Here is a 19,170-nt window from a genome sequence, read left to right as displayed (position 1 = left end):
GATGGCGGGTCGGGAGGTGGGAAACCGTGTACGTGACGCTGCGGGACCGGCCGGGGGACACCGGTCCGGACCGGCCCCGGACCGCCCTGCGCCGCGTCTCCGGCACCGTCGTGCTGCTCGGCACGGTCAGCCTGCTCACCGACGTGTCCTCGGAGATGGTGGCCTCGGTGCTGCCGCTGTACCTCACCGCCGTGGTCGGCCTGAGTCCGGTCGCGTACGGCTTCCTGGACGGCGTCTACCAGGGCGTGAGCGCCCTGGTGCGGATCGCCGGGGGCTACGCCGGCGACCGCGGCCGGCGGCCGAAGTGGGTGGCCGCGGCCGGCTACGGGGTCTCCGCGCTGAGCCGGCTGGCGATGCTGCCGGCGGCGGGCTTCGCGGCGGTCACCGCGGTGGTCACCGCCGACCGGTTGGGCAAGGGCCTGCGCACCGCGCCCCGGGACGCGCTGATCGCGGCGGCGTCCCGGCCGGAGGCGCTGGGGCGGGCGTTCGGCGTGCACCGCACGCTGGACACGATCGGCGCCGCCGCCGGCCCGCTGGTCGCCTTCGCCCTGCTGGCCACCGTGCCGGGCAGCTACGCCTCGGTCTTCGTGGTCTCGTTCGCCTTCGCGGTCGCCGGGCTGGCGGTGCTGGTGCTGCTCGTGCCCGACCTGCCGACCGCGTCCGGCGCGGTCCGCGCCGGCGTGCGCCGGGTCGTCACCCAGGTCGCCGGGGTACGGCTGCGACGACCGCTGCTGGCCGCCGCGCTGCTGGGCCTGGTGACCGTCGGCGACGGCTTCCTCTACCTGACCCTGCAGGACCGGGACGACTTCGCCGCCCGTTGGTTCCCGCTGCTGTACGTGGGCACCAACGTCGCCTACCTGGCCCTGGCGGTGCCGCTGGGGCGGCTCGCCGACCGGGTCGGCCGGGGCCGGGTGTTCGTCGCCGGGCACCTGGCGCTGCTCGGCGGCTACCTGGTCGCGGCGCTGCCCCGCGGCGGCGTCGGGCTCACCGTCGTCGTCCTGCTGCTGCTCGGCACCTGCTACGCCGCCACCGACGGCGTGCTGGCGGCCCTGGTGAGCCGGCTGGTGCCGGCCGACAGCCGGGGCACCGGGATCGCCGCCGCCCAGACCACCGTGGTGCTGGCCAGGTTCGCCGCCTCCGTCCTGTTCGGACTGGTCTGGCAGCTGTACGGCCCGCGACCGGCGCTGGTGCTCTTCGCCGTGCTGCTGGCCGGCGTCGTGCCGGTGGCCGTCCGGCTGCTGCGCGGCGCCGACCACCCGGCCACGCCGGCCAGCCCGGGAGCCTCGGAGCGAGAGAGCGGAGTGGCGACATGAGCGAGCCGACGGGTGGGCTCGGCCCGCGGGCGCGGTTGGCCGTGCTGGCGGTGGTGCTGCTGGTCGTGGCGGTCGGGGCGGGCGGCTTCGTCTGGCGGGTCCGGCAGGACCAGGTGGCGGTGCGGGCGGCGGCGACCGGCGCGCCGACCCGCGCCGACCTGCCGGCCGTGCGGAGCGAGCCGCACCTGGTGTTCCGGAACACTGCCCTGGGCCCCGACTACGGCCGGGTGGCGCTGGTGCCGCTCGCGGCGCCGGCCGGGCCGCGCGCGGTCACCGGGGCCTCCTGCGAGCGGGTCCACGCGACCCGAGCCGAGGCGCTCTGCCTCGCCGCCGACCGCGGCCTGGTGACCACCTACCGGGCGCAGGTGCTCGACGCCGACTGGGCGCCGCGGCGGGACCTGCCGCTGGTGGGCACGCCGAGCCGGGCCCGGCTGTCCCGGGACGGGTCGCTGGCGGCGACCACCACGTTCGTCCAGGGCGACTCGTACGCCAACCCGGGGCAGTTCTCCACCCGCACCCTGGTCAGCCGGGTCGACGGCGAGGTGCTCGGCGACCTCGAGGAGTTCGCGCTGGTCGTGGACGGGAAGCGGGTCACCGCGATCGACCGGAACCTGTGGGGGGTGACCTTCGCCGACGACGACCGCTTCTACGCCACCGCCGCCTCCGGCGGGCGGACCTGGCTGGTCGAGGGCAGTCTCGCCGCGCGCCGGGTCACCGCGCTGCGCGAGGACGCGGAGTGCCCGTCGCTGTCGCCGGACGGCACCCGCGTCGCGTTCAAGAAGCACGGCGACCTGCCGCCGGGGCGCTGGCGGCTGGCCGTGCACGACCTGAGGACCGGCACCGAGACGCTGCTCGCCGAGACCCGCAGCGTCGACGACCAGGTCGAGTGGCTGGACGACCGGACAGTCGTCTACGGCCTGCCCCGCGCCGACGCCACGTCGGCCTCCAGCGACATCTGGGCCGTCCCGGCCGACGGCGGCGGGCAGCCGCGGCTGCTGGTCGCCGACGCCTGGTCGCCGGCCGTGGTCCGGTGACCGGTGCGCCGACCGGTGGCCGGACGGGTGTGCCGACGGGTGCCCGCCGACCGGGCTCAGGACGACGGGGCGAGCGGCTTGCCGTCGCTCCACACGTTGTCCTGCCACACGTTGCCCGGCGCCAACCGGGCGTAGGAGGTCACCGGCCCGTACGAGCCGCACCGGCCGTTGCCGCCCCGCTCGAAGACGTTGCCGGTGACCACGATCCCGCTGACCTGCGTGCCGTACCGCTTCTTCTCGTCGAAGCCGCCGTAGAGGCAGTAGGACATCTGGTCGGAGGCGACGAAGAGGTTGTCGCGGATGGTGTAGTTCGCGTTGGGCCCGAAGTCGCCGAAGATGGACACGTCGGCAGTGCAGCCGCCGCCGCTGGCGTTGCCGCGCCGGTCACAGGCCAGGGTGTTGTGCACCAGCCGGATGTCGCTGCCCCCGTTGGACAGGAAGGCGTTGAGGTGCCAGTCCTCGCCGTCGGGCAGGTACTGGCCGTGCAGCCAGGAATCCTGGACCAGGCAGTTGCGGTAGCAGTTGACGCTGGTCTGCCCGCCCCGGATCTCGGAGCGCAGCACGGTGAGGTTCTCGAAGCCGACGGTGTGCTCGTAGGCCTGCCCGCCGTCGACCTCGGAGTCCTCGACGCGCAGCGAGTGCTCGCCGCCCTCCAGCCGGATCGTGCCGTCGACGCGGCTGGACCGGATCACCACGTTCGCCGCCTTGACCAGCAGCGAGCAGCGCACGTGCCGGCGCTCGATCACCGTGCCCGCCCGGGTGATGGTGCACGGCCCGGAGTACCGGTCCAGCCGCACCCCGTCGGGCACCCCGGTGTTGCCGGCGCCGGGGAAGTCCGCCGACCCGGTAGCGGCGGACGGTGTGGCGCCGGCCGCACCGGTGGGCCGGGCGCCGAGCCGTTCGCTGGCGCGGGGCGCCGCCGACAAGGTCGCACCGTCGGGCCCGTTCGCCACCGGCTCGCTCGGCTCCCCTCCCGTGGTGGCGGCCCGGTCGGTGTCCCGCTCGGCCACCGCCGCGACCGTGCCGCCGGCGGCCACCGCGGCCAGCAGCGCCACGGCCGCGCCGAGCGCCACCCGGCGACGCCGTCGCCCGCCCGGCGCGGCGGGGCCGCCGGCCGGCCGCGTGGTCTGCCGCACGCCCGGGTCGCCGGCTACGGCCGGCGGTCGGCGACGAAGGCGGCGAGGCTGCCCAGCGTCTGGAACAGCTCGGCGGTCACGTCCCCGTCGTCGACGGTGAAGCCGAACCGCTCCTCGATCGCCGCGACCAGTTCGAGCACGGCCATCGAGTCCAGCTCCGGCAGGCTCTCCAGCAGCGGTGTCGACGCGTCCAGCCCGGCCGCCCGGTCCTCGATGCCGAGCACCGAGACCAGGACCTCCCGGACCTCGTCGAGGGTTTCCGCGTGCGTGACGTCCACAGCTTCTCCTTCTCGGGCGATCAGACCAGCACCTCGGCCGGGGCCGGGTGACTGAGGAAGGCGGTCGGGCTGGCGGTGAGCCCGTACGCGCCAGCCTGGAACAGGACGATGAGGTCGCCGACGTCCGCCCGGGGCAGCGTGACGGCGTCGCCGAGCAGGTCCAGCGGGGTGCAGAGGCAACCGACGACGGTCACCGTCTCGGCCGGCTCGGCGTCGACGCGCTCCGCCACCGCGATCGGGTAGTTGCGCCGGATCACCTGGCCGAAGTTGCCGGAGGCGGCGAGCTGGTGGTGCAGTCCACCGTCGACCACCAGGTAGGTGCGGCCCCGGGAGACCTTCCGGTCGACCACCCGGGTGACGTAGACCCCGCACTCGCCGACGATGTAGCGGCCCAGTTCGACCACCACCCGCGCCCCCGGCAGCCCCTGCCGGATCGGCCCGCGGGCCAGCTCGGCGAGGTTCGCCCCGATCGCCGGGAGGTCCAGCGGCCCGTCCCGCTCGGTGTACGGGATGCCGAAGCCGCCGCCCAGGTTGAGGTAGCGCACCGGCAGCGGGGACTCCTCGGCCAACCGGAGCGCCAGCTCGACGGTGCGGCGCTGGGCCTCGCAGAGGCTGTCGGCGCGCAGGTTCTGCGAGCCGGCGAAGACGTGGAAGCCGAGGAACTCGACGTCGGCGTTGGCCAGTTCCTTGAGCAGCGCGGGCACCCGCTCCGAGTCCACCCCGAACTGTTGTGGTCCGCCGCCGAGGCGCATGCCGGAGCCCTTGACCGCGAAGTCCGGGTTGACCCGCACCGCCACCCGGGGCCGCAGCCCGAGCAGCCGGCCCAGCGCGGCGACCCGGTCGGCCTCGTTCTCCGACTCCATCTCGATGGTGACCCCCGCCGCGATGGCCTGGCGCAGCTCCGGGTCGGTCTTGCCGGGGCCGGCGAAGCTGACCCGGTGCGGCGGCATCGGCGTGTCCAGCGCGGTGCGCATCTCCAGGGCGGAGGCGACGTCGAAGGAGTCCACCAGCCCGGCGAGGTGCTGCACCACGGCGGGCATCGGGTTCGCCTTCACCGCGTAGCTGAGCTGGACCTCGCCCGGCAGGGTGGCCCGCAGCAGCGCCACCCGGTCGCTGAGCAGCCGCCGGTCGTACGCGAAGAAGGGCGTGCCGCCGACGCGCTCGGCGAGGCGGTCGATCGGTACGCCGCCCACGGCGAGCCGGCCGGCGTCGCGGTCGAAGGCGGCGGCGGGATGGTGGGTCACGAGGTCAACTCCCGGCGTAGCAGGTTCCGGTCGAACTTCCCGTTCGGCGACCGGGGCAGCGCGGGGCGCACCACGATCTCCCGGGGCAGCATGTACGGCGGCAGCTCCCGCTTCAGGGCGGCCAGCAGCGCCGCGCGGTCGAGGTCGGCGCCCTCGGCCGGGCTGGCCACCAGGACCACCCGCTGGCCGAGCACCGGGTCGGGCAGGCCGAGCGCCACCGCGTCGCGGGCGAGGCCGCTGTCGTAGACGATCTCCTCGATCTCGGTGGGGCTCACCCGGTAGCCGGAGGTCTTGATCATGTCGTCGCCCCGCCCGACGAAGTAGAGGAAACCCTCCTCGTCGCGGACCACGGTGTCGCCGGACCACACCGCCGGCTCCGGCAGCAGGTTCCCGTCCCGGCCGGGGGCGGGGCGGAACCGCTCGGCCGTGCGCACCGGATCGTTCCAGTAGCCGAGGGCGACCAGCGCGCCCCGGTGCACCAGCTCGCCCTCCTCCCCCGGCTCGCAGCAGGTGCCGTCCGGGCGGACCACGAGGATCTCGGCGTTGGGGATGGCCTTGCCGATCGAGTCGGGCCGGCGGTCCACCTCGGACGGGTCGAGGTAGGTGGAGCGGAACGCCTCGGTGAGCCCGTACATCAGGTAGGGCCGCGCGGCGGGGAAGACGGCGCGCAGCCGCTCCAGGGTGGCCTTCGGCATCCGGCCGCCGGTGTTCGCGAAGTACCGCAGGTGCGCGCTGGCCTCCGCCGGCCAGCTCTGGCCGGCCAGTTGCGACCACAGCGGCGGTACGCAGGTCAACCCGGTGACCCGGTGCCGGGCGCAGAGGCGCACCACGTCGCCGGGGAGCAGGTAGTTCATCAGCACCACGTGGGCGCCGACGGTGAAGGCGGTGGTGAGCTGGCTGAAACCCGCGTCGAAGCTGAGCGGCAGCACGGCCAGGATCACGTCGTCGGCGGAGTTCGCCAGGTAGCCGCTGACGCTCGCCGCGCCGGCGAGCAGGTTGCGGTGCGAGAGCACCACGCCCTTCGGCTTGCCGGTGCTGCCCGAGGTGTAGAGGATCGCGGCCACGTCCACGTCGATCCCGCTGCTCTCGGGCGGGACCGGGTCGCCGTCGCGCAGCGCGGCCCAGGCGGTCACCGTACGGCGGTCGGTCCCGTCGCCCGCGCCGCCGACCAGGACCACGTGCTCGACCGACTTGACCTGCTCCAGTTCCTCGCGCAGCAGCGCGTACCGCTCCGGGGTGGTGACCAGCACCCGCACCGCGCAGTCGGCCAGGATGTGGCCGACCTGCCGGGGTCGCAGCACCGGGTTGACCGGGACGAAGACACCGCCGGCCGCGGCGGCGCCGAAGACCGCCTCGACCGCCTCGATCCGCTTCTCGGTCCACACCGCCACCCGGTCGCCGCGCGCCAGGCCGAGCCGGCGCAGGCCCCCGCCGACCGCGGCCACGCCCCGCCACAGCCGCGCGTAGCTGACCGTGTCGTCCTGGTAGGTCAGTGCGGGGGCCTCGCCCCGGCGGGCGGCCGCGTCGGCGACGAGCTGGTGAAGCTGAGTAGGCATGTGGGGGGTTCCGTCCCTCTCGTCCGGGCGCCGGGTCACCAGCTGAGGCAGACCAACTCGCTGTAGAGGTAGTCGACGTCGTCGGGGTCGAGGCTGTCGCTGCGGAACATCTTGCGCCGGGTGTCCGGCAGCAGCACCGACAGCGGCGGGCGCGCGCCGACCAGCCGCAGCTCCGCGAGGGTGGCGACAACGCCGTGCCGCAACAGCAGGTGGCGCAGCAGCGGCCGGTGCATCCGGCGGAACAGCGCCGGGTTGCTGACGTGGAGGATCGACGCGAACAGCGGCAGGCCCTTGCGGCGGTCGCGGCGGAACACCACGTAGCTGGACTCGTCGCCGTCGACCAGCACGACGTGCCGGGCGGCCGGGGCGTCGGCGTGGTCGAGGTAGTGCGCCAGCTCGTGCCCGGTCAGCGTCCGGCGGATCACCTCCGGGTCGGAGCTGACCACGCGGCGGCCGGGCAGCGAGGGCCAGGGTAGGTTCGGCAGCAGCACGGTGGTGGTCGGCAGGAAGCGGAACCCGAGCCGGGTGTTGATCGGTACCACGTTGCCGCTCGGCGAGAGGTCGGTGAAGTGGTGACCGGGCTGGGCCAGCAGCGCCTTGAGCAGCTTGAGGCTGTGGAAGCGGTACTCGGGCAGCACGCACCAGGCACCGAGGTTGCAGAACCGGGCCGGGAGGCCGGCCACGGTGCGCTCGGCGTAGAAGGCCAGCAGCACGCCGACCACGGCACCGTCGTCGCCGACCAGCATCATGCCGTGGTTGGGGGCGTCCACCTGCCAGGGCACGTCGACCGCGCGAACCCACGCCTGGACGGGGACTCGACCGTTAAGGTGGGTATGAAGGAACTGTCCTGCCGCCGCCACCCGCGGCCCGGTGATGGGCTCGACCCGGACCGCCATTCAGGTCGTCCGGCCGGGGGCGGGACGACGGTGCCACCCGGCGGGGCGCGGGTCGTCGGCAGAGTGGACGGACCACGGCGGGCCGCCGAACCAGCTCCGGTCTACCACCGCAGACTCCCTCGAACGTCCGACGTACGTGGCCCCCGACCGGCCGTGGCGCGATCCGGCCCGGGCGGCCGCTCCGGCGCGGGGCTGCGGCGACGATACCTCGCGTTCGCGCCGGGGATCCGTCGCTGAGCCGGATATCCGTCAGTCGTCGGCCCTAACCTGCCCGGCCGGCCGGGCGGAGGCCGACGGTCGCGGAACCGGTGCGCACCAACCGGGTCCGGTTGTCGACCGTCCCGTTTTTCCCGCCACCCCACCCGGCGTCGCCGGGACGACGCACCGATGCGCGCCGCGGCCCGAGCCGCGCGCACCTGGACTGTGAGGAGTGGACCATCATGAAGCCCAGACGCGGGTTCCATCGGCACCGGCGACTCGCCGTCGTCGGTGCGCTGGCGGCGCTGCTCGCCGCGTCCGGCGCGCTCGCGGCGAGCTCGTCGGCGGGCAGCCGCCCCACGTCGGCGCAGCCCGGCCCGGCGGTGCGGGCCGGCACCCCGGCGGCCGACGCGCAGTATCGGCGGGCCCACCGGTCGCCCCGCCCGAAGAGGTCCAGGACCCAGCCGCCCGCCGTCGGCTCACCGCGCCCGTCCACGCCCGCCCCGACGGCCACCTCGTCACCCCGCCCCACGCCGTCCGCGGGCGGCGGCCGCGGCTGCGCGTTGCCGGCCTATCCCACCGCCGCCTGCACCGGAGTGCCGCCGGGCTGGACGCCCAAGGTGCGGCACCAGGGCGACCTGGTCGTCACCCGGGCCGGCACGGTGCTCACCGACCACCTGGTCACCGGGAGCATCCTGGTCCGGGCGGAGAACGTGGTCATCCGCCGCACCCGGCTGTACGGCACGGTCGACAACTTCCTCGGCGACCGCGTCCACGGCGGGCTGCTCGTCGAGGACTCCGAGGTGGTGAACCCGCCCGGCGAGGAGTTCTCCACCGACCAGCACTACGCGTTCGGGGTGGCCAACTACACCTGCCGCCGCTGCAAGGTGGTCAACCGGATGGAGGGCTGGCGGATCGGGGCGAAGGACTACCCGGGCGCCGGGCCGGTGACCATCGAGGACTCGTACGCCCGACTCGCCGTGCCGCCGGGCATGTGCCGGTCGGTGGACCCGCACGGCGACGGCATGCAGAGCTACCACGGGCCGAGCGTCGTGCTACGGCACAACACCATCGACCAACGGCTGGACGACTGCCCGACCGCGCCGGTCTTCATCCCCGACCAGCGCAACGACGGCGGGACGATCCGCGACAACCTGCTCGCGGGCGGGGGCTACTCGCTGCGGGTGACCGGCGGCTGGTTCCCGGCGATCACCGGCAACAAGATCGTCCACAACTCGTACGGCTACGGTCCGGTCGACGTCGACTGCCGCAAGGTCGGCGACTGGAGCGGCAACGCCACGGTCCGGTACGACTGGGTCGCGGGCCGGGTGCTCAGCGAGGTGACCCCGCTCGACCACTGCCGCTGAACCAGCCGGGAGCGGGCGGCGGGCGTCAGCCCGCCGCCCGCGGCTGTCCGATCGTCCGCAGGTCGCGGACCACGTGCCGCAGCCGGAACCCGAGCACCCCGATGGTGGCCAGCGCGGCCACCCCGGCCACCGCCAGCACCACCAGGTCGACGGCGCCCACCCGGGCCACCAGCAGCGCCACCGCGGCGACCGCGACGGCGCCGACCAGTGGCGGTGCCAACCGCGCCGCGACCGGCAACGGCGGGATCCCGGATCGGCGCAGCGCGAGAAGGTAGAGCGGCAGGATCACCAGCAGGGCGACCGCGAACTGGACCGCCGCGGCGGCCTGGAGCCCGCCGAGGACGCCGGCCGCGTAGAGCGCGGGTAGCAGCACCACGAACCAGGCCACCTGGACGGTCAGCACCACCCGGGTGTCGGCGAGGACCACGAAGTAGTCGTAGCAGAGTTCGAAGAGGATGCGCAGCGCCGCCAGCGGCCCCAACCAGAGCAGCACCCCCGCCGCCGGTTGCCAGGCGTCGCCGTACAGGAAGCGGATCAGGGCGTCGGCCGCGGCGGCGAGCAGCAGGCAGGCCGGCAGGGTGACCGAGCCGAGCAGACCGGCCGCGGAGAGGAACGACCGGCGCAGCGCCGGCGGGTCGTCCTGGAGCCGGGCCAGCGCGGCCGGCACCACCGCCCGCACCGGCTGGGAGAAGACGGTGACCGGCCAGCTGGCGAGCTGGAGCGCCAGCACGTAGTAGCCGAGCGCGGTCGGACCGAGGGTGGCGCCGACCACCACCCGGTCCAGGTTGGTGGTGGCGAACACGACGACGCTGGAGCCGGCGAGCGGCAGGCCGAACCGGAGCAGGGCGCGGGCCTTCGCCGGGTCGAAGCCGAACCGCAGCCCCTGCGGGGCGAAGACGAGGAAGAGCGCCGCCCCGGCGAGCGAGCCGGCGAGTTGCCCGATCGCCAGGCTCATCGCCCCGTTGCCGGCGAGCGCGAGGCCGATCGACGCCAGCGCGCTGGTCCAGTTGGTCACCAGGTCGGCCACCGTCTTGCGGTCCTGGCGGAAGGCACGTTGCAGCAGCGCCACCGGCGTCGCCACCAGGCCGCTGACGACGACGCTGAGCCCCAGCACCCGGATGACAGCGGTGGAGCCGGGGTCGCCGAGGGTACGGGCGAGCAGGGGCGCGCCGAGGTAGAGCCCGGCGTAGACGAGCGTGCTGGTGAGCACCGAGAGGGTGGCCACCGTCGGCGCGATCTCCCGGGGTTCGCCGGGCCAGCGCACGATCGCCAGGCTGACCCCCAGCTCGTTGAAGCTGAGCACCGCCAGCAGCACCACCAGGGCCACCGCGAAGGTGCCGAACGCGTCCGGGCCGAGGATCCGGGCCAGCGCGACGCCGATGGCCAGGGTGCTGAGCCGGTTGACGACGGTGCTCGCCAGGCTCCAGCCCAGCGCCCGGGACGCCTTGGCGAACAGGTCGGGGCGCTCGGCCGCCGGCGGGGGGCGCTCCTCGACGCTCACCCGAGCATCCGGCGGATCCGCTGGCGGGCGGCGGCGGGCACCAGGTCGGCGGCGCCCTTGTGCGCGGCCACCCGCAGCCCCTCGCGCAGCCGCGCCGCCGCGCCGGGCCGGTCGCGCAGGGCGCCGGCGTAGACCTCGTGCAGGGTCTGGGTGGCCGCCTTCAGGCTGAACCGGCCCAGCACGAGCCGCCGCCCCCAGTCGCCGCGCTCGACGCGCAGCCGCCGGTCGTCGACCAGCTCGCCGAGCTGCGCCGCCAACGGCGCCGGGTCCAGGTCGCCGTCGCCGATGCCGTAGAAGCCCCAGCGGAGGAAGTAGTCGATCGTCTCCGGCGCGCAGGTGCGGGAGAAGCCGCGGATGCCGAGCACCACGAGGGGCCGGCCGAAGGCCATCGCCCGCAACGCCGAACCGCCCATCCCGAGGGCGATGTCCGCGGCCGCGTACGCCGGCCGGGGGTCGTCCATCGGGCCGGTCAGCACCACCGCGGGCCGGCCGAGCGCCGCGTTCGCCCGCTCCGCCTCGGCCGCCACGTCGGCGTACGAGGGGCCGCCGCCGGTCACCACCAGCCGGAGGCGGTCGTCGGCGAGCAGCCGCACCGCCCGGATCACCCGCAGCACGCCCTCGGCCTTCATGTCCGGTTCGAGCCGGGAGACCACGCCGAGCACGATCTCGTCCGGGCCGATGCCGTGGCGCTGCCGGAACGGGTGGCCGTCGACCACCGCCGGATCGTCGACGTCGGTGTTGACCGGCGGCTCGATCAGCGCCGGTGGCGGCCGGAACGCCCCCGCCTCCGCCACCAGTTGCGCGGTGCCGACCACCAGGCCACCGTAGCGGGGCATCCAGCGCGGCACCCGCATGCCGTACACAGTGGTGACCACCGGCGTGCCGAGCCGCAGGTGCGGGCCGTAGAAGGCGTCGAGGGCCACCGAGTACTCGTACGCGTGCACCAGGTCGGCGCGGAACTCGCGGACCGCCCGGGTCAGCGCGCGGGACAACCCCGGCCGGACCGGCATCGCCCGCCCCAGCCGCTCGGCCCGGTGCCGTACGGCGATCACCGGCAGTCCCGCCCGCCGGGCGAGGTCCGCCACCGGCCCGGGTTCGTCCCGGTAGTTGCCGACGATCGCCACCTGGTGGCCCTGGTTGCGGACGCTGACCGCGAGATCCAGGGCGTTGAGCTGACTGCCCCCGAGCTCCAGATGGTGCAGGCCGACGAGCAGTCGCACCTCTCCCCCACTTCGCGCGTTGCGGCACGTACCGCCGGCCGGTCGGGTCGGCGGTACGCGCGGGGCGGCGCGGGGACCGCGTGGCCCCGCGCCGCCGACCGTCAGTACGGAGCGAACACCAGGTCGACCCAGTAGTTCGTGGACGACGACGAGGACGGATGCCCGTCCCCGGGACCGTAACGGTAGGTCGCGCCCGAGGCCGGCACGGTCAGCTGCCCGACAGTGCGCGCGCCGGCCAGGCCGCCACCGGTGACCGCGTACCGGCCGACGGTGGTGTGGTAGGAGATCGTGTACTCCTGACCCGCGCTGACCGGCACGACCTCCGGGAAGTACGCGGTCTGCCACCCCGAGGCGGTCTCGTCGGCGAAGGTCACCGTGCTCAGCCGGCTGCCCCCGGCGGACCAGAGCGAGCCCGTGTGGGTGCCGGTGTTGCCCGGTCCCTTGTAGAACCGGACGCCGTAGACCTGCCCGTCCACGGCCGGGACGAACCGCATCCCCACCTCGACGGCGGCGTTGTCGTCCCAGCTCGCGGTCTGCGGGACGTCGGTCGGGGCGAAGATCCCGTACGCCCCGGGCGGCGGCGCGCCGGGCTGCCCCACCGGCGGGACCTCCTCGTCGGTCAGGAAGAGCGGATCCACCCAGTAGTTCGTCGACTCGTAGGACTGGTTCGGGAAGCCGCTCCCGCCGTAGCGGTAGAGGCCGTTGTTGCCGCCCGGCGCCACCAGCGGCCCGACCGTCTTCGTGGTGGCGAAGTAGCCGTTGTCACCCGGGTAGAAGCCGTTGGGCGCGAAGTAGGAGGCGACGTAGGTCGTCCCGGCCACCACGTCGAGCGGGCTGGCGAAGTACGCGGTCCGCCAGCCCACCGTGGTCGCGCTCGGCACGGTGGCGGTCCGCAGCGGGGTGCCCGCGGCCGACCAGAGCGTCACCGGGTGGTTGCCGGTGTTGCCCGGCCCCTGGTAGAAGCGGACGCCGACCACCCGGCCGTCCACCCGCGGCCGGAAGGACACGCCCAGCTCGACCGCGTTGGCGTCGTTGTGCGCCGACGTCGCCGGCACCGCGTCGGGCGGGAAGAGGGTGTGCAGGTCGCTGTCGAGCGCGGTGAAGAACGACCAGGTGGCGCTCCCCGACCGGCCCTGCGCGTCGGCGGCGGTGACGGTGGCGGTGTAGCTGGTCGCCGGGTCCAGCGGCGCCGAAGGGGTGAAGGTCACCTTCTTCAGGGCCGCGTCGTAGCCGGTCGTCCCGGCGACCGGGGTGCCGCCCCGGGCCAGGGTGAACGAGACGGTCGCGGGGTCGAGCGCGGTGGAGAAGACGGCCGAGGGCGCGGCGTCGACCGGTACGTCGCCGGAGCCGTCGGTCGGGGTGGTGGCGGTGACCGCCGGCGGCAGGTCGGCGCTGACCGCGAAGGTGACGTCCACGTAGTAGTTGGCCGACCCGAACGTCTCGTTCGGGAAGCCGCCCGAGCCGCCGTAGCGGAACAGGCCGTTGCCGGCGCCGGGGGCCGAGCGCGGCGCGGTGAGCGGACCGCTGGTCCAGTCGCCGGTGAAGACCCAGTCGTCGCCGGCGTAGTTGCCGCTCGGCGCGAAGTACGACGCCACGTAGCCGACCCCGGCGGTCACCGGTACGGGGGAGCCGAAGGTGAGGCTCTGCCAGCCGGTGGCCGTCTCGTCGGCGAACGTGCCGCTGGCCATCAGCTGGCCGGAGTCGGTCCACAGCCGACCGAGGTGGGTGCCGGTGTTGCCGGGGCCCTTGTAGAAGCGGACGCCGGTGACGTACCCGTCGGTCCGCGGGGTGAACCGCACCCCCAGCTCCACCGCGCCGCCGTCGGCCACCGCCGGGCGCTTCGGCACCCGCTGGCCGAAGAGCGTGTTCGGGCCGGTGAGCGCGAACTCCCGGGTGGCGGGGGCGCCGATGTTGGCGCTGTCGTCGACGGCCCGGACCCGTACCACCTGGCTGCTCAGGCCTGCGGCGTGGAAGGTGTACGACCAGGCGGCGGTGCCGGTGGCCGGGTGCCAGCTGGCGCCGTCGTCCGTGGAGACCTCCACCCCGGCGACCCGTCCACCGACGTCGCCGGCGGTGCCGGTGAGCGTCACCGGGCTGCCCCGGGCCACCGTGGCTCCCGCGGCGGGCGCGGAGATCGTCACGGTCGGCGCGGTGCCGTCGGTCGACGCGGTGGTGGGCACCAGGCCGGTCATCAGGGTGGCCGGCTGGACGCCCATGTCGGCGAAGAGGTTGACCACGGCCTGCTGCATCCGGCTGTCGGTCGGGGTGGCCTGCCCGTCGTGCGTCTCGTCCAGGCCCCAGCTGTACTGGATGGTGCCGGCCCCGAAGACCAGGGCGCCGCTGGCGGCCCGGTACAGGGTGAGGTGGTGGGTGGTGGTGCCCGGGGCGACCTTGTTGCCGAAGTCCTGCAACACCTGCGGCACCTCGCCGGTGGTGGTGGAGAGCCGGATCAGGCCCGGCGGCCGGAAACCGTTGTCCCGGTCCTCGTCGGACTCGTAGCCCACGGTGTGCGGGGCGAGGGTGGCCGACGTGCCGGCCGGCAGCGCGGTGAGGTTGGTGTGCCGCCAGAGGCGGTACCGGCCCTCCTCCGCCCGCACCGACAGCGCCAGGTCACCGTCGTTGACCATGAACATGGTGCCCATCAGCTCGTTCTCCGGGCGGCCGCCGTTCGCCGGTGGGCTGAACCGGGGGTCCCGCCAGGTGCCGGTCCACTCGCTGGACGGGTCGATCTTCGCGTTGGCCCAGGTCTCCTTGTAGGTGACCAGGGTGCGGTGGGCGGTGTCGCTGCCGTCCTTGCTCGGTTCCCAGCGGGTCTTCCAGTAGACCGAGTTGCCGCTGAAGAAGGCGAGGTGGGTGCCGGCGTCCCGGGCCGCCTCGACGTTGTGCCGCTGGGTGCCCGACCAGTACTCGTCGTGCCCGACGGAGAGGAAGATCTTGTGGTTGCGGATCAGCTGGCCGCGCCGGTCGCTGTCCACGTTCGTGGTGTAACTGACGTCGTACCCGTTTCGCTCCAGGAAGCGGATCATCGGGTACTCGGCGCCGAAGAGGAAGTCCCGCCGCTCCACGCTGTTGCGGGTGGCGAAGGGGCGGTTGTAACTGACCTTGTACGCGCGCCCGACCGAGCCGCCGCCGGAGTAGAAGTCGGCGCCGCCGTACTTGTTGTAGGCGTGCCAGGTCGCGTCGGAGGTCTGGAAGAAGACGTCGGAGGTGCTGCTGTCCTGCCGGACCACGAAGGTGATGTGGCTGTCCCCGCCGGTGTCGTTACGCCGCAACCGGGCGATGTAGACGCCGGAGACCGCGCTCGACGGCACGGTCCAGGAGGCCGAGACCGCCCAGTTGCCGCAGTCGAAGAGGGCGGTGGTGGCGTCGGTGACGCAGTCGGGCTGGCTCTGCGGCAGCGGCACCGAGGGGTTGACGCCGGTGATCCGGCGGGCCCCGTTGCCGCCGTACCAACCGAGCCGGTAGATGTCGATGGTGTACGCGGTAGCGTTGGTCTTGATCTTGAAGTCGACCCGTTGGCCGGCGTTGACGCTGATGTCCGTCGCGAAGCCCTGGATCGACGGGTCCCCGCTGCCGTCGATGTCCCAGACCGAGGCGGGGGTGCCCGCCTTGCTGTTCTCGCAGACGATCGGGTTGACCACCGGGTCGCACGGATCGGCCTGCGCCGGGCCGGGGGCCGCGAAGGCGCCCGCCACCACGGCCAGCACGACCGCGACCGCACCCGACCGGCGGGTCACCCGTCGTCGCGGTCCGGCCACTGTGGACCAGATGGACGCGACGTCGCGGCCGGCACGCCGCTCCTGCTCTCCGTTCACGACGCTGCTCCCTCGGACGTATCCCCACACCGACCGGTGCTCAGCGCCGTCGGCTGCTACCGCCGGTACGCTCGGCCGGCCGCCCGAGGGCCGGCGACCGTTGTCGGCCCGGCTCGCGCGCGCTCAGTCGAGGCACGAGCCTAGCGCCGGGCGGCTCGCCGACACCCCTGCGACATCGGGCAGTTCTCGGCTACGACCGGTCAGGCTTTTCCACCGGCGGCGCGGCTCGAACGGTCATGCGCCCAGGCGACCCGGCCGGTTCGCGCCGCCCGACGGGCACCCCGCTCGGCCAGGAGGGTGATCACGACATAGCAGACGGCGGCCGGCGACAGCCACGGGGCGCGCAGCACCACATCGGTCAGCCAGGAACTCCTGCGCGAACGGCGGACCCCGGGCAGGCTGTCGCGCAGCGCGGCGTTGCCGGCGCGGACCCGGACGAGCCGACGGATCAGGTCGCCGGTCCGCATCGGCGCCGCCACCCGTACCGTCGCCGCGGTCACCACCCGGCGCTCCCCCTCGGCGAAGAGCGAGTCCAGGAACAGGTCGTCGGCGACCTGGTCGGGAAACCGGCCGAACCGCTCCCGCCCCGGCCGGGACAGCGCGATCACTCCCCGGCCGTACAGGCCGCCGACGACGGCGGGCAGTCGGGAGTGGATGGCGTAGTAGGCGCGTACCGCCGGCGAACGCCCGGCCAGCTCCATCCGGCGGGCCGGCACGGCGGCCAGCGCACCCGTATGCGCCAGCTCACCGACCAGCAGGTCGATGCCGCCGTCGGCGAGCAGCACGTCGGCGTCGAGGTAGATGCGCGGAAAGCCGGTCGCGGCGGCGTCGCCGGCGTTGAGGGCGGCGGCCTTGCCCGGCTCGGCGAGCTCGACGACGGTGACGCCGTGCCGGCGGGCCACCCGAGCCGTGTCGTCGGTGCAGCCGTTCGGCACCACGACCACCTGGGCCGGATCCGCCACGGCGGCGTTGCGCAGCACGCTGGCGAGGCAGCGGTCGAGCACCCCTGCCTCGTTGTGCGCGGCGATGACGATGCTGGTCAATCGAATCCCCGGACGGTCGAGGTGCGGACGATGCGGGCCGGGTGGGTGAGCCGCCACACCGCCCCGCTGAGGCCCACGAAGAGGGCCAGGCTGATGGCGAAGGTCGTGTAGTAGAGCGAGTCGAAGGTCCCGCCGACCACCACGGCGACCACCTGGGCGGAGACGAGAGCCACGCAGAGGTGGCGGTCCTCCTCGCGGGTGGCCCGGCGGAACGCGATCACGGCGAGCACGATGCTGACCACGTGCACCGCGAGCAGCGCGGCCACGCCGACCACCCCGCCGGTCACCAGGGTGTAGAGCCACTGGTTGTCCAGGATGGTGTCGCGCACCGGGTCGGCGAGCAGGGTCCGTGGCCCCCGGCCAAGCCAGGGTCGCTGGTCGAAGAAGTGCCCCACCAGTTCGTAGTCGTTCGTCCGGCCCTCGATGCTCGGGTCGACCCCGACGTTGAGGAACATCGCCTTGAGCGTGCCCAGCACGCCCGGCTTGAGGAACATGATGGCCATCACCGCGCCGGCGCCGAGGAACATGAACGTGTAGCGCAGCCGCCAGGACCAGACGGGCACCATGACCAGCAGGGCGAGCGCGAGCGCCACGATGCCGGTGCGGGAGATCGACATCGGGTTCGCCACGGCCGCGAGCATCGCGCACACCGCGGCCAGCCACCGGTGCCACCGCTTCGGCGCGAACCGGGCCACGTGGATGGCGAACGGCACCATCATCGCCATGACCGCGCTGTACTCGATGTAGTGGACGGTGGTCCCGGCCACCCGGAACTGGCCCTCGTCGCCGCGCTGGCCGAAGCCGGCCAGGCCGCCCTTGACCTCCAGGCCGGGGACCACCAGGTGCGCCGAGACGTCGTACTTGAAGACCGCCTGGGCGATGCCCACGATCGCCATGAAGCCGGCGCACCACACGGCCACCCGCAGCACCCGGTTGAGCCGGTCGAAGTTGCGGATCCCGTCGGCCGCGATCAGCGCGACGCCGAGGAACTCGAACAGTTGCAGCATCGCGAAGTCCTGCGCGTTCGCCTCCTGGGTGGGCAGGCCGCGCAGCAGCCCGGCGAGGTACGACAGGAGGTTGGCGACGAGGTAGACGCAGAGCACCCACCGGATCGGCTGCGGCCCCAGCAGCAGCAGCCTCGGGTTGAGGCGGGCCAGGCACCACCACGCGAAGAGCAGCAACGCCACCAGCAGCGCCGGGCGGCCGGCGTAGGTCAGGTTGGGCACGATGAGCGTGCCCGGCAGCACGTAGAGCAGGACGACGGTGACGCCGAGCAGGATCGAGACGTCCAACCGCGACCGGTGCCGCCGGATGCCGTACGTGCCGTCGGCCAGCAGCGACGGCTCGAGATCGACGGGGTGGTACGCGGTCGCGGTAGCGGTCACGGCCGCTCGGTCCTGCCTCCACGCGGCCAGGTGTTGGAGTGGGAGACCGGGAGCACGACGGTGGCGTCGGCCGATGCCGAGGCCGGGCGGCGCGGGTCGGCGTCGCCGCGCAGCGGCCGCTCGGGGCCGGGGTGGTCGCGCCGGGGCGGCTGCCCGGCCCGGTCACCGCTCGCCGTGCCGGGCTGGTGCGGCGGCACGCGCGGCGCGGCAGCCCCCACCGCGGAGCCGGGCCCCACCCGGGCCGCTGCCCCGACCACCTGGTTGAGCTGACCGTCGAAGGACGCCGACGCCACGGCGGACGCGGGGTTCGCCGCGGCGGCGGGCCGCCCGGCGCCTTCCCCGACGGCCGCCGGCGGCTCGGTTCCGCCGCCCGCCCGGCGGCGGGCCCGCCGCCGCAGCAGGGCGTCGACGGCGATCGTCACCCCGGCGGTGAGCAGCAGCCCGGCCCCGAGCGCCACCACCATCACCCGCATCAGCTTCGAGTTCTGCACCTCGACCTCGGTGCCGTCGTCGAGCGCCAGGGTCGTGATCAGGTCGCTCTCGGCCACCTGGAGCGAGGCCTGCCGCTCCGCGACCGCCTCCTTGATCAACGTGAGCATCCGCTGGGCGGTGGCCGTCGCCTGCGCCGGTGAACTCCCCACCGCCTCGATCTCGAACAGCGGCACCCGGTCGACCGCGACGGTGACGTTGTCGGAGAGGCCGTCCGCCACCATCTGCTTCAGGACCGACTGTCGGGTCACGTCGATCACCGCGGCGTTGCCCAGCGCCGCGTAGCCCAGGTCGAACCAGGGGTTCTTGATCGGCTTCTGGCGGCCGTCCGGGCCGGTGACGACCGGCGGCGGGATCAGCTGGATGTGCGCCTTCGCGCTGTAGTCCGGCTGCACCGTCTGGCTCGCCACGCCGACCAGGACGAGGGCGGTGAGCAGCAGCGGCAGGGAGATGCGCCAGCGCCGGAAGAGCAGCTTGGTCATGTCCCAGAGGTCCACTGCATCCCCTTGCCGAGGTTCGGGTGAGAAAGGAGCGCGCCGCGGGTGGCGCGCGGCGAGGCCGGACGCGGGCCGACGCGACGGGCCCAGGTCAGTGTCACCGCGCCGGCGACGCCTTGGCAAGAAAGACAACCACAACCGGGCGACAGTTCGATCCGGGGCGAGGGCTGACATTGCCGACTTACTGAGCGCTCAGTC

14 protein-coding genes are annotated in these 19,170 nt (G+C 74.2%); 3 read left to right on the top strand and 11 right to left on the bottom strand.

The features are described from left to right. The first annotated feature begins 26 nt into the window (after positions 1–26). Positions 27–1,313 carry an MFS transporter gene (locus SM577_RS21670; RefSeq protein ID WP_474587833.1) on the top strand — a complete coding sequence of 429 codons (1,287 nt, stop codon included), beginning with the start codon at positions 27–29 and terminating at the stop codon, positions 1,311–1,313. Continuing rightward, positions 1,310–2,347 carry a TolB family protein gene (locus SM577_RS21665; RefSeq protein WP_474587832.1) on the top strand — a complete coding sequence of 346 codons (1,038 nt, stop codon included), beginning with the start codon at positions 1,310–1,312 and terminating at the stop codon, positions 2,345–2,347. Before SM577_RS21670 ends, SM577_RS21665 begins: the two co-directional genes overlap by 4 nt. A 56-nt stretch (positions 2,348–2,403) precedes the next feature. Here the strand turns inward: SM577_RS21665 and SM577_RS21660 are convergent, their stop codons facing one another. From SM577_RS21660 to SM577_RS21640, 5 genes are read right to left on the bottom strand one after another with little or no spacing between them, the layout of a single operon-like run. Beyond that, positions 2,404–3,483, bottom strand: a complete 1,080-nt coding sequence (locus tag SM577_RS21660; RefSeq protein ID WP_474587831.1) for a hypothetical protein — start codon at positions 3,481–3,483, stop codon at positions 2,404–2,406. Positions 3,484–3,497: 14 nt separating this feature from the next. Continuing rightward, entirely contained in the window at positions 3,498–3,761 is a 264-nt protein-coding gene (locus tag SM577_RS21655) for an acyl carrier protein (protein WP_302921225.1), read from the bottom strand. A 20-nt stretch (positions 3,762–3,781) separates the two neighbouring features. Continuing rightward, positions 3,782–5,005: a pyridoxal-dependent decarboxylase, exosortase A system-associated gene (locus tag SM577_RS21650; RefSeq protein ID WP_474587830.1), complete on the bottom strand. Its 1,224-nt coding sequence runs from the start codon at positions 5,003–5,005 to the stop codon at positions 3,782–3,784. Further along, positions 5,002–6,561, bottom strand: a complete 1,560-nt coding sequence (locus tag SM577_RS21645; RefSeq protein ID WP_302921223.1) for an acyl-CoA ligase (AMP-forming), exosortase A system-associated — start codon at positions 6,559–6,561, stop codon at positions 5,002–5,004. The genes SM577_RS21650 and SM577_RS21645 overlap by 4 nt, the downstream gene beginning before the upstream one ends. Positions 6,562–6,596: 35 nt before the next feature. Next, positions 6,597–7,331, bottom strand: coding sequence for a hypothetical protein (locus tag SM577_RS21640; protein WP_474587829.1), 735 nt, complete (start codon positions 7,329–7,331; stop codon positions 6,597–6,599). Between the two features lie 566 nt (positions 7,332–7,897). Between SM577_RS21640 and SM577_RS21635 the strand changes: the two genes are divergently transcribed. Beyond that, a complete protein-coding gene (locus SM577_RS21635; RefSeq protein ID WP_474587828.1) occupies positions 7,898–9,022 on the top strand; it encodes a hypothetical protein in 1,125 nt (374 codons plus the stop codon). A 25-nt stretch (positions 9,023–9,047) separates the two neighbouring features. Here the strand turns inward: SM577_RS21635 and SM577_RS21630 are convergent, their stop codons facing one another. From SM577_RS21630 to SM577_RS21605, 6 genes are all read right to left on the bottom strand, one after another. After that, positions 9,048–10,523, bottom strand: coding sequence for an oligosaccharide flippase family protein (locus SM577_RS21630; protein ID WP_474587827.1), 1,476 nt, complete (start codon positions 10,521–10,523; stop codon positions 9,048–9,050). Next, positions 10,520–11,743, bottom strand: coding sequence for a glycosyltransferase family 4 protein (locus SM577_RS21625; RefSeq protein WP_474587826.1), 1,224 nt, complete (start codon positions 11,741–11,743; stop codon positions 10,520–10,522). Before SM577_RS21625 ends, SM577_RS21630 begins: the two co-directional genes overlap by 4 nt. 101 nt (positions 11,744–11,844) lie before the next feature. Beyond that, complete coding sequence (locus SM577_RS21620; RefSeq protein WP_474587825.1) at positions 11,845–15,558, bottom strand: DUF4082 domain-containing protein; 3,714 nt, start codon at positions 15,556–15,558, stop codon at positions 11,845–11,847. Positions 15,559–15,758: 200 nt separating this feature from the next. Beyond that, positions 15,759–16,601: a glycosyltransferase family 2 protein gene (locus SM577_RS21615; protein WP_474587824.1), complete on the bottom strand. Its 843-nt coding sequence runs from the start codon at positions 16,599–16,601 to the stop codon at positions 15,759–15,761. Next, positions 16,598–17,986, bottom strand: coding sequence for an O-antigen ligase family protein (locus tag SM577_RS21610; RefSeq protein ID WP_302921215.1), 1,389 nt, complete (start codon positions 17,984–17,986; stop codon positions 16,598–16,600). The genes SM577_RS21615 and SM577_RS21610 overlap by 4 nt, the downstream gene beginning before the upstream one ends. Beyond that, on the bottom strand, positions 17,983–18,972 hold the full coding sequence (locus SM577_RS21605; RefSeq protein ID WP_474587823.1) for a hypothetical protein: 990 nt from the start codon (positions 18,970–18,972) through the stop codon (positions 17,983–17,985). The genes SM577_RS21610 and SM577_RS21605 overlap by 4 nt, the downstream gene beginning before the upstream one ends. Positions 18,973–19,170 lie beyond the last annotated feature (198 nt).

This window comes from Micromonospora desertarenae (assembly GCF_056150265.1).
The sequence above is the reverse complement of the archived record's forward strand: the minus strand, read 5'-3'. Positions and strand labels throughout refer to the sequence as shown.